Raw genomic sequence first — 11,354 nt, forward strand, 5'->3', positions numbered from 1 at the left:
TTCTACCCAAACACCCCCTTAATCCTCCCCGGACGCCCCATAATCAGGCATCCGGGCCGCCTTTTAGGCAGCAACAGGCACACTTAGCCTGTTAGCCGCTTTCAACAGGTTCAAACACATCGCCTTCAGATGGCTTTGCGCACTCACTTTGAGCAGACCAAAATAGGCTGCCCGGGCATAGCGGAATTTACGGTGCAGCGTACCGAAGCTTTGTTCCACCACATAACGGGTCTTCGACAAATATCGGTTGCGTTTGGTTTGCGCCTCCGTCAGCGGACGGTTGCGGTGGGCTTTGCGCATAATGCCGTCTAACAACTGATGCTCTTTCAGATGTTGCCGGTTTTCCTTGCTGTCGTAGCCTTTGTCGGCATAGACGGTCGTACCTTCGGCAATGCCTTCCAACAAAGACGACAGATGGTTGCACTCATGGACATTGGCGGGGGTAATCTGCAGTTTCCCGATATAGCCTTCCTCATCGGTACGGGTATGTTGTTTGTAACCGAGTCTGTATAAACCGTTTTTCTTTGTCCAACGGGCATCTTTATCTTTGCTCGGTGTGGTTTGGCCGCTGACTTGCCCTTCTTCATCGACTTCTATGGCCTGACGCTGTTTGCTGCCGGCGGTCTGAATAATGGTGGCATCAATGACGGCGGCGGATGCCTTCTCTACTTTTAGGTTTTTTTCGGCCAGTTGTCGGTTAATCAGTTCCAGCAATTCGGACAAGGTGTCGTCTTGCGCCAGCCAGTTGCGGTAGCGGCATAAGGTGCTGTAATCGGGGATGCTCAGTTCGTCAAAACGGCAAAACAGGTTGAAATCGATGCGGGTGATGAGGCTGTGTTCGAGTTCGGGATCGGAGAGGCTGTGCCATTGTCCGAGCAGGACGGCTTTGAACATGGACAGCAGGGGATAGGCGGGACGGCCGCGGTGGTCTCTAAGGTAACGGGTTCTTTGACGATTCAGGTATTGTTCGATCGGCTGCCAATCAATCACCTGATCCAACTTCAATAGCGGGAAGCGGTCGATGTGTTTGGCAATCATGGCTTGTGCGGTTTGCTGGAAGAAGGTGCTCATGGAAAATCCCCTAAATGTCTTGGTGGGAATTTAGGGGATTTTGGGGAATTTTGCAAAGGTCTCCTTTGACACGCCTTCTGTTATCGAATCAAATCCCAAGCGAATTTGCCTATGGTCAGACACAGCAACACCATAAATCCATAACGCAGAAACTGGGTTCCGCCGCGTATCGCCAATTTCGCGCCGACCACGCCGCCGCACAAATTCGCCAGCGCAAGCGGGATTGCCCACGTCCAAACGACGTGTCCTTGCGGGATGAAAAATGTCAGCGCGGCAAGATTGGTGGTCGAGTTGATGACTTTGCCCGATGCGTTTGCCGTCAAAAAATCGTAGCCGTAAAAACGGACGAACACGAAAGCCAAAAGGCTGCCCGTCCCCGGCCCGAAAATCCCGTCGTAAAAGCCGATTAATGCGCCGAAAAACAAGCCCCACAAGGTTTCGCGGCGCGTCAGCTTTTCAGTGCGCACCGTTTGTCCCAAATCTTTTTTGATAAAGGTATAAACACACATGGCAATCATGATGACCAGCATCGCCGGTTTCATATATTGCACGGGGAAAAAGACCACGGCTTTCGCGCCCAGATAGGAAGCGGCAAAAGCCAGAACGGCGGCAGGCAGCAGCATTTTCCACGGTACGGGGATTCTGCGCAGATATTGCCCCGTGGCAGTAACCGTCCCGCAGCAGGAGGCAAACTTATTCACGCCCATCACTGAAGCAACAGGTGTGGAAGTGGGCAGCAAGTTGAACAGTCCGGGTATTTGCAACAACCCGCCGCCGCCAACCGCCGCGTCCATCAGTCCGGCGCAAAATCCGGTGAGCAGTAAGAGGTAGAAAAAGGAATCTACGGGCATAGTCCCTCCCTTGAAAAAAGCTGCCTTATCGGTGTCGAGCGATTGTGGCGGAATGCTATCTGAAACAGGCGGTATTTTAACTGAAACCCATCTGCACTGTATTACCGCCTATCCCGTTTCAGACGACCTTTTCTTTTAGATTCAGTGACTCACATTGCGGAAGAGGCATTCCTCCATTAGAATCCGCCCTTCCTTGTTTTCCCCTGCCCATAATGCACAACTACGGACAAAACCGTTTTCAGACGACCTGTTTGACCCGATGCCGCAAAAGCGCAATGCCATTGACCGCTGACTGACTTTCTTTTCGGTCGCTTTAAAGATATAGTGGGTCAACTTAAAACAAGGGCGGCTTTGCGTTACCTTGTCCTGCGTTTTATCCATCTGCCTAAAATGATGCGTTTCAGCTCAGTTGAAAGAAACTCCGCGATGAAAGAATTAGACAAAACCGACCTGAAAATCCTGAAAATCCTTCAGCAAAATGCCCGCACACCCATGACGGAGTTGGCAGAAAAAGTCGGATTATCCACTACTCCGGTTACCGAACGCGTCCGCCGCCTTGAGCGCGACAATTTCATTACCGGCTATCATGCCCGCCTCAACCCGCACCAACTCGGGCAAAGCCTGCTGGTCTTTGTCGAGCTGAAGCTGCGTTCCAAATCGGGCAATATTTTTGAAGATTTCCGTCGTGAAATCATGCGGATTCCGCAAATTTTGGAATGCCACCTCGTATCCGGCGAATACGATTACCTGATTAAAGTCCGCCTGCCCAATATGGCGGCTTATCGGGATATGTTGGGTAATATCCTGCTGCACCTGCCTGCGGCAGCGGAAAGCCGCAGCTATGTCGTTATGGAAGAGGTCAAAGAAACGGCAGTGCTAGATTTAGAGTGATTTAACTACATTAAAAAAGGTCGTCTGAAAGTTTATAACGTTCAGACGACCTTTTTTCAAAATATAGTGGATTAAATTTAAATCAGGACAAGGCGACGAAGCCGCAGACAGTACAGATAGTACGGAACCGATTCACTTGGTGCTTCAGCACCTTAGAGAATCGTTCTCTTTGAGCTAAGGCAAGGCAACGCCGTACTGGTTTAAAGTTAATCCACTATACCTTTCCTACCTACGATAGGCACGCCATCAACCAAGATGCTTTGACAGCTTCAAACCCATCCCTTCCCCATCAAATCCAAGTATCTCCCTACCAAACCCACAAACAAAAAAAATGCACACATTCAATTGAATGTGTGCCAAGTCTACAAAGGAGAAATAGAGGAGAAACTATTAACTGACTACTCGAACCAGCTAACGAATCGAATTATCCATGAAAATAAAATTTTAGGCAAGTATTTTTCTTGTAAAATTTCTAAATTAATTCATTGTAATATTTAAACTGTAACTCTATTTCATCACTCTTAGCCTGCCGTATCCCAATAAAATAAAAACCACCTGCCGCAAACCGAATACCAAACCAGTATCAGCTTCCAAGCCTGCCCACCGAATCAATGTTAAAATACGCGTCCCTGTCATTCACGAGCAAAACACATTATGACCGCCGCCATCGAACACGTCCAAGCCGCCGCCTTTGATTTGGACGGCACATTATGCGATTCCGTCCCCGACCTTGCCGCCGCAGCCGAAGCCATGCGCGAATATCTCGGCATGGAGCCGCTGCCCGCCAAAACAGTAGAAAGTTACGTCGGCGACGGCATCGGTAAACTCGTCCACCGCGTCATAACCAACGACCGCGACCTAGAAGCCGCGCCCGATTTATGGGAAAAAGGTTTCGTGTTCTACATGAAATACTACCGCGACCACTTGAGCGACTTCACCCGTCCCTACCCCGAAACCGAAGCCGGGCTGGCATTGCTCAAATCGCTGGGCATCCCGCTGGTGGTCATCACCAACAAAAACGAAATCCTCGCCGCCGAACTCTTGAAACAGCTCGGACTCGCCGACTACTTCAGCCTGATTCTCGGCGGCGACAGCCTGCCCGAAAAGAAACCCAGCCCACTGCCGCTACAACACGCCGCCGAAGTTTTGGGCATCGACCCCGCCAATATGATCATGGTCGGCGATTCCCGCAACGACATCATCGCCGCCAAAGCCGCCGGCTGCCTCAGCGTCGGCGTCACCTTCGGCTACGGCGACATGACTCTGCTCTCGCAAGACAAAGCGACCAAACCCGATTGGATTATCGGCTCGCTACCCGAAATTTATGAAAACCTGCGACCGAAAAAAGCAGAAGACGACGAGTAATCAGTATCCTTGTTTTCAGACGACCTTTATCCCCACTTCAAAGGTCGCCTGAAAATAGAGCAGTGGAAATAAAAGATTCGTCATTCCCGAACAAAGAGAATGACGGAATGAAAGTTGCTTATCTCTCCTCACTATCCTACAACCCGCAAGTCAGATTCAAGAATCTGACCTACAAATCGACCTTTTCAGACGACCTCTGCATGAAACCCCAAAAATCCCTGCGCGCCCGCGCGATGGACATTCTTTCCCGAAAGGAAATCAGCCGTGTCGGACTCAAACGCAAGCTCGCCCCGTATGCCGAAAGCGAAGAAGAATTGGAAAACGTGTTGGACGAATTTGCCGAACGCAACTGGCAATCCGACCAACGCTACGCCGAAGCCTACATCCACAGCAAAAGCCGCCAACACGGTTCCCTGCGTCTGAAACAGGCATTGACGCAGCAAGGCATAGGCGAAACCGTCAGCCGCGAATTTATGCCCGACAAATCGAGCGAACTGCAAACCGCCGTCGCCGTGTTGCGCAAAAAATTCAAACAGCCCGCCGCCGATTTGAAAGACAAGCAAAAACAAGCGCGCTTCCTCGCATATCGCGGCTTCGATATGGACACCATCCACGCCGCGCTCAAAAACAGTTGGGATGAAGATGATGTTTTTGAATACGGAGAAAATTAAACCGCCCTGCTTGAATCTTCCCGTCCATCGGCGTACCCTTACGCTTTTGCCACCCATTCACAACAGAGATGACCATGTCCGAAGAACAACGCAACGCCCCTAATCCGCTTTTGGAAGACGAACGCAAAAACCCCGTTTACCGGCTCGGTCGGGCTGTCGCCGGATTTATGGTTATCGTATGGGCGGGCGTATTGATTTTGGTGTTTTATTTAGTATTCCGTTTTTGGTTAAACTAAATTTCTCGCACGCCCTCCATCCCATTTTCTACAACCGTTTGCACTTTGCAAAAAGGTCGTCTGAAAAATCAAATATCGATTTTTCAGACGACCTTTTCCAATTTATCAAAACACATTTGAGTTCAGATCAGGCAACACCATACCGGTTGAAAGCCGTTCACGATAAATTATCTATCCGCTCAAATCACAGGCATTCAAAACCAACCGGCAACAGCATGAAACAGATAAGTCATACCGCTCCACGCCCATTTGCTTACTGCAACCGTTATCCAGCCCATCAACACCAGCACAATCAAACCGAAAAAATCAGGTATATGCAGATAAAACCAAGCCGCAACAGGTTTGCGCCAAAAATCTGATTGCTGCTGTTTCTTCTCCAAAGCCGCGTGCATAAACGGTCGCTCCAAATGCAGATCACAATTCACACCATACTCGCTGCGCACATACTCATTGATGACTTTCAAAGTACGGCGGCTCGGCTGCAAGAAAATATCGATAAGCGTACCGACGACAGGAATCATGCCGAGCAACATATCCGCAAAAGCAAGATATACGGCAGGACGCATTTTATGATCCGGCACGCCCAACTCCCGCCCCATACGAAAAGCCTTCATCGTCAAAAAAAGCCCGGCAATATCCCCGACAAAAGGAATCAGCGACAATATGGCATCAACGCCGATTCCTTGTTTGGTAAAAGGAATGCAAAACAAACTATCCATGGTATTAGCATATTTAGCCAACTCGCGCTCACGTCGGATGATTTCCTGACGCTCATAAGGTATAGGTGTGTGCTTCATCATGTTTTTATTGTAGTGGGTTTAACAAAATTTAGAGCGGTACAACGTCATGACCGTTTACGGTCATTCTCCATAAAAGCCAATTGCAGTATGGCCGTGTGTGACGCAAGGTCGTCTGAAAAGCATTTGAGTATTTTTCATTTCATCAAAGTAGCGCTTTCAGACGACCTTTGAACGCGGTCAAACTACTTTTAACACGCCTTGGTTTCTTTACTTCGGCAGCCCGGTATTCGGATCCAATCCCGCCTGCTGTGCCAATCTGCGCACCAGTTCATCGGATGGTTTTGCCGGAGCAGGACCTTCTTCAAAACGTTGGATGGCGATTTTACCGTCCCAGCTCGGCAGTTTTGCCGGGGGCAGTGGGACAATTTCGTCTAGATCGTGAACGTTGAGTTCAGGTTTGAGATGTGCATGAGTTACAAGAAATTCACGAATAATTTTATATCGGCGTGAACGTTCTTTATCTTCAGGAATACCCCATTGTTTATATTGACTTTGAGGGTTATCAGTATAAAAAGCTCTACTCACAGATTGCGCAGATGCCGTCATTCCTGCTTTCACACCTTGATGCGAATAAAATAATGCTTTTTGATAATCCTTTCTGTTATCGTATGTTGCAGCAGCCATCTGTGCTGCTCCCGCATCAGGAAATTCTTGTGTAGCTGCACATTCTTGCAATTTATCTCGAATTTTTAATCTAAAAGAATGACTGGCATCATCTTTTATTTTCATAATTAATTCACGTACTTCATACTGCGCTTTGGCATTCCCCAAATCCGCAGCTTTACGCAGATAAATAATCGAATCGTCTGCACCATGTTTGGGGCCGTAACCGACATCAATATAAAGCGACCACCAATAATGCGCGCTGGCAGGCAGGATTTTCATCAGCTTTTCGTTCCAGTAAATACCTTCACCCCGACGTTCGCGGGTTTCAATATTGATGTCTTTGCTTTTCAGCAAGATTTCCTGCAAGGTCAGGTTTGCCTGCCAATGTCCGTTGGCTGCGGCAATACGGTAATACGGCAAATAACGGTCGAGCACTCCAGGTTTGGGCAGCCAACGGTTTTTAAAATCGTGGTAAAGGGCGTATCGGTATAGTTGATCTGCTTCCTGTGGCAAGGACGGGAACTGTTCTTTGACGCAGGTAAATTCTAAGTTTTTAAGTTTAGAGGAATATGAGCCCATAACTTGCTTGCCCACGTCTGTTTGGGGATTTCTGACAATATCCATCGCAGACCTTGCCAGTTCCCTACCGACATCACATGCAGTAAGCAACGGCATACTCACCAATATAGTAGATAAAAGTGACGGTATATTTTTGTTTTTCATTGTTTTTATTGAAATCGTATGTATTTGGTTCAAGTCGAATGGGAAACAATCCCAAAGTTGGTGTTTAAATGAAGGTCGTCTGAAAGTACGGTTTCAACAAGTTTGAAACTCAACTATTGAAAATCATGTTTCAGACGACCTTCAGGCTTTATCCCCTGTCAGCCTCTTTTATTTACTTCGGCAGCCCAGTATTCGGATCCAATCCTGCCTGCTGTGCCAATCTGCGCACCAGTTCATCGGATGGTTTTGCCGGAGCAGGTCCTTCTTTAAAACGTTGGATGGCAATTTTACCGTCCCAGCTCGGCAGTTTTGCCGGGGGCAGCGGAACGATATCATCTAGGTCATGAACGTTGAGTTCGGGTTTTAGGTGAGCGTTTTTCCATAGGAAATCTCTTATTGCATCATAACGCCTAGATCGTTCCTCATCCTCTACCATTCCCCAAGATTTATATTTACCTTTAGCATCATTAGTAGCAAAAGCTCGGGATAATACCAATGCACTGGAACTTTCTCCCGCCTTTATCGATTGATGATAAAAATTCACCGCAGTTCCATAGTCTTTTGCATTATTCCAAAAAGCAGCCATCATTCTTCCAGCCATTCCATCAGGACGGTCTTGATTTGCAGCACAAGTCCGCATTTTATTTGTTAGCCCCAATCTAAAGGTATGACTTGAATCATCCTGTATCTTCATTAACAGCTCAGCTACTTCAGATTGCGCTTTAGCATTCCCCAAATCTGCGGCTTTACGCAGATAAATAAGTGAATCGTCTGCACCATGTTTAGGACCATAACCGACATCAATATAAAGCGACCACCAATAATGTGCACTGGCAGGTAGGATTTTCATTAGCTTCTCGTTCCAATAAATACCCTCGCCACGACGTTCGCGGGTTTCGATATTGATGTCTTTGCTTTTCAGCAATATTTCCTGCAAAGTCAGGTTTGCCTGCCAATGTCCGTTGGCGGCGGCAATACGGTAATACGGCAAATAGCGGTCGAGTACGCCCGGTTTGGGCAGCCAGCGGTTTTTAAAATCGTGGTAGAGGGCGTAGCGGTATAGTTGATCTGCTTCCTGCGGCAAAGAAGGAAACTGTTCTTTGACGCAGGTAAATTCTAAGTTCTTAAGTTTAGAGGAATATGAGCCCATAACTTGTTTTCCTGTTTCTGTTTGGGGATTTTTAACGACATCAATTGCAACCTTGGCTAGTTCTCTACCTATATCACATGCAGTCAGTAATGGGATGCTGATTAATATAGTGGATAAAATTTTGATTTTCATATCATTTCCTAGTCCAAATCTTGGGTGTACACTCGGTTTTTATTAGTTAAATCAAATTCTAATAATGGCATTAATCGTTTTTGTTTAGTTTCTTTTGCTGACTTATTTTGATCCAACACTTCAGCCCAAGATAAAAATGTTTTTCCAGAGATATTTGGATCTACCAGCTGCACCCCTGGATTCATCTCTTCATTACCATTCGTATGCCATCCCCAAGTTTCATGCCTTATCTTGTGTGAAGCCGGCTGACTTTCGACAGCTACATTTAATTCACTGTCTATCTGCATACTGCGTGTATTGATATTGGCAGAACCGAGCGTAGCGAAGGTATCGTTGATTAAGCAAAGTTTGGAATGGATATAAATTTCTTCCCAGTCTTCGGCAACCAATGTACAAATATGCACCTTGATACCTTCTTTTTCCAAATCTTCCTTCAAAATTTTGCGAAGCTCTTCAGTATTTTTTGTCTTTTTGACTTTCTCCGCCAACTCCCTCTCTTTGACTTCCCTATCGTTCAGACCTTCAATAGGTTTCAACGGCGGAGGCGGCAAAATAAAATCAGGTAGGATTTTGCGCCAAATACTGTCTGCGGAAAGATTGGGGAACATGCGTTGTATTGCATTGCCATACCCTGCCTGCTCCAAAATACGTTCACGTGCGACAGTAGGCATAACATCACGACGCCCCAAACTTGCAAGCATACGTTCAGTATTGATCATTCCCGGTCCTAACCCTTCTTTAGAAGAATTGGTAACCACAAAGACACAAAGAGGCTGCATCTCAGAAGCATCAATCCCAAAACGTTCGGCAAAGTTTTTACGCTCTTTACAGCTATCGCGTAATGCCTCAGCAAATGGAGGGAAACGGAAATACTGGTTTTCAAAATAGATATAGGAAGTTGCCATTTTGAAATTTTGATTATATAAAGCCAGTATGTTTTCTTCCTGATATTCGGGCTGTGTACGCAAAACTTGAGCATATAGCAATTCTGTTTGCGAATCGTCTTTTTCAACGTTTTGGGGCTTGAACTGTTCACGCTTCACACGTTCAACCGGCTCTATTTTATCCATCCGGTTTTGGTAATAACCGTTGTCTTCAATTGCTTTATTCCAACCTTGAACAAAATTGGCATCAATGTCGTACAACACTTTCCCTGTCAACTTACAGGAGATATCCTGACGCGGCGTACCAAAAAATGCACCTGCGCTTGGATCACGTCCGCGCATTTGACTTTCTTCTATATTTTCTAACTTTTCCAGCTCTACGACTTCTCCTGGACCTTTTCTGCTCGTTGTATAGGTTTTATACTCATCAGGCAAAGCATAGTGGTCACTAGTATCCCAATAACGGTCAAGCATATTGTGCCCCATCACAAAACCAACTGCCGATTTTGGATCGGTATAGTCAATCATGACGCTTTTTTGATGATGGGTTGGTGTAAATCTCAATACGTCTTTGGTTAAAGCGGACAGTCCTTTATCTTCAAAGGGGAAATCTTTCGGGAAAATTGCGGGATTGATTTCTCGAGGAAGAAAAGAGACTTTTTGCTTCCGATTTTTATAATCCTCTTGGTTGCGCAGACGCATAAAAGCCATTGTATTAGGATATTTCTTTTCGTTTCGCAATAAGAAATAGTAATTCATACAATTGACGTAATTACGGAATAAATTGAAATTAAAAAATAAATCCCAAATACTTTCTAGGTCGTCTTTTAATCCGCCCAATTTCTCTAGACGACTTGTGACACTCCCCTTAACTTGATCGATTAGGTGGACCGGTTCTGTTCCCTTAACTTCTTCTTTTACTTTTGCAAACAACTTATCAAATAAGGCAATACGCAAGTCATCAACATCGTTTACCGGACCGTTACTGTTAAGGCCTGTAACCTTGGACACAACACCAATAGCGGTTTTAACTAATTTTCCATCCCTATATTCCTCATATAATCCTTGGGCGGCAGTATGCACATAATTCATCAAACGGAAATGGATTTCCTCTCTAATGCCAAAACGCATATTCCGCCATCCATCTCTCAATTCCTTAATCCAATCTGGTAATAAATGGGTATCAAAGAATTCCTTAAATTCGTCTATTCCGGTGCCAACGCTCTTTTTAACCCTCAAGACAAATCCGACAGCCCCCATCCCCAGACCGTGGAATTCATCATGCAGACTTTGAAATTCCTCCATGGTTTTGTGAAATTCTTCATCGCTTGTAATGGTATTGTAACCTTCCACGGCATCGTACCATGCCCAGTCAAAACGCCTTTGTTCTACGGAATGACTGCGTTTTCCACGATAAAATTTATGCCTCTCTCTAGAACCCATTTTATGCATAGCAACTTTAGGCTCTAGAAATTTTTCTTTTTCCAATTTCTCAAAATGGCTATAAATGTTGTCAGGTTCCAGTATAAAGTCTAAGAAATGTTCATACGCCAAGTATTCATGCATGAACAATAAAGTACTTCTGCCCGGTGTATTGTCTTCAAGAAATTTTTCTGTTGCAAAAGGGTTTGTCTGCCAACATAGTATTTTGACATCTACATTGTTCTGTATGAACTTTTCCATCAGCAACTCGCCAATAGGCGCACCTGCCAAATTCACCCCTCTTTTAAAATACATGGAAGGTTGGAAACCCCAGCAGACTATCTCTACACTTTTTTTTGCTTTTTCGATCGAGTCATACAGCTCGCCGAATGCGACTTCTCCGTTTACCAGCGAAAGAAAAGTAGCTTGCTCGGCAGAAGGTACATTTTTATTCCCTCCTTTACCGACAAACCAGCTTTCGGCTACTGTAGATTTTTTTTGAGTAATCGGCATTTGGCCATTCTTGGGCTTAGACTTACTTTGTGTTTTTGG

General features: G+C 45.9%; 10 protein-coding genes. 4 read left to right on the forward strand and 6 right to left on the reverse strand.

The window, feature by feature from the left end; translation table 11 throughout:
* Positions 1 to 63 precede the first annotated feature (63 nt).
* Both H3L95_RS06805 and H3L95_RS06810 read right to left on the reverse strand, forming a co-directional pair.
* Positions 64 to 1,071 carry an IS5 family transposase gene (locus H3L95_RS06805; protein ID WP_182096240.1) on the reverse strand — a complete coding sequence of 336 codons (1,008 nt, stop codon included), beginning with the start codon at positions 1,069 to 1,071 and terminating at the stop codon, positions 64 to 66.
* Between the two features lie 80 nt (positions 1,072 to 1,151).
* Entirely contained in the window at positions 1,152 to 1,922 is a 771-nt protein-coding gene (locus H3L95_RS06810; protein WP_003761428.1) for a sulfite exporter TauE/SafE family protein, read from the reverse strand.
* Between the two features lie 426 nt (positions 1,923 to 2,348).
* Here H3L95_RS06810 and H3L95_RS06815 point away from each other — a divergent pair, with 426 nt between their 5' ends.
* The 4 genes from H3L95_RS06815 (at position 2,349) to H3L95_RS06830 (ending at position 5,085) form a co-directional block, all read left to right on the forward strand.
* Entirely contained in the window at positions 2,349 to 2,813 is a 465-nt protein-coding gene (locus H3L95_RS06815) for an Lrp/AsnC ligand binding domain-containing protein (protein WP_003764370.1), read from the forward strand.
* A gap of 654 nt (positions 2,814 to 3,467) precedes the next feature.
* Positions 3,468 to 4,178 carry a phosphoglycolate phosphatase gene (locus H3L95_RS06820; protein WP_003761418.1) on the forward strand — a complete coding sequence of 237 codons (711 nt, stop codon included), beginning with the start codon at positions 3,468 to 3,470 and terminating at the stop codon, positions 4,176 to 4,178.
* A 200-nt stretch (positions 4,179 to 4,378) separates the two neighbouring features.
* Positions 4,379 to 4,849 (forward strand): recombination regulator RecX, encoded by a 471-nt coding sequence (gene recX, locus H3L95_RS06825; RefSeq protein WP_040669063.1) that lies wholly within the window; start codon positions 4,379 to 4,381, stop codon positions 4,847 to 4,849.
* 74 nt (positions 4,850 to 4,923) lie between these two features.
* The gene (locus tag H3L95_RS06830) at positions 4,924 to 5,085 is read left to right on the forward strand and encodes a hypothetical protein (protein WP_009311625.1); all 162 of its coding nucleotides are present in this window, start codon (positions 4,924 to 4,926) and stop codon (positions 5,083 to 5,085) included.
* 194 nt (positions 5,086 to 5,279) lie between these two features.
* On the opposite strand, the gene H3L95_RS06835 is transcribed toward H3L95_RS06830, so the two are convergent.
* From H3L95_RS06835 to H3L95_RS06850, 4 genes are all read right to left on the reverse strand, one after another.
* Positions 5,280 to 5,885 (reverse strand): DUF4112 domain-containing protein, encoded by a 606-nt coding sequence (locus H3L95_RS06835; protein ID WP_003761411.1) that lies wholly within the window; start codon positions 5,883 to 5,885, stop codon positions 5,280 to 5,282.
* 207 nt (positions 5,886 to 6,092) lie between these two features.
* Entirely contained in the window at positions 6,093 to 7,214 is a 1,122-nt protein-coding gene (locus H3L95_RS06840; RefSeq protein ID WP_003761407.1) for a DUF6396 domain-containing protein, read from the reverse strand.
* Positions 7,215 to 7,386: 172 nt separating this feature from the next.
* Complete coding sequence (locus tag H3L95_RS06845) at positions 7,387 to 8,496, reverse strand: DUF6396 domain-containing protein (RefSeq protein WP_003761405.1); 1,110 nt, start codon at positions 8,494 to 8,496, stop codon at positions 7,387 to 7,389.
* Between the two features lie 8 nt (positions 8,497 to 8,504).
* Positions 8,505 to 11,315 (reverse strand): phospholipase D-like domain-containing protein, encoded by a 2,811-nt coding sequence (locus H3L95_RS06850; protein WP_259345835.1) that lies wholly within the window; start codon positions 11,313 to 11,315, stop codon positions 8,505 to 8,507.
* Between the last annotated feature and the right edge of the window lie 39 nt (positions 11,316 to 11,354).

Source organism: Neisseria sicca, assembly GCF_014054945.1.
In the GTDB taxonomy this organism is placed as follows: domain Bacteria; phylum Pseudomonadota; class Gammaproteobacteria; order Burkholderiales; family Neisseriaceae; genus Neisseria; species Neisseria sicca.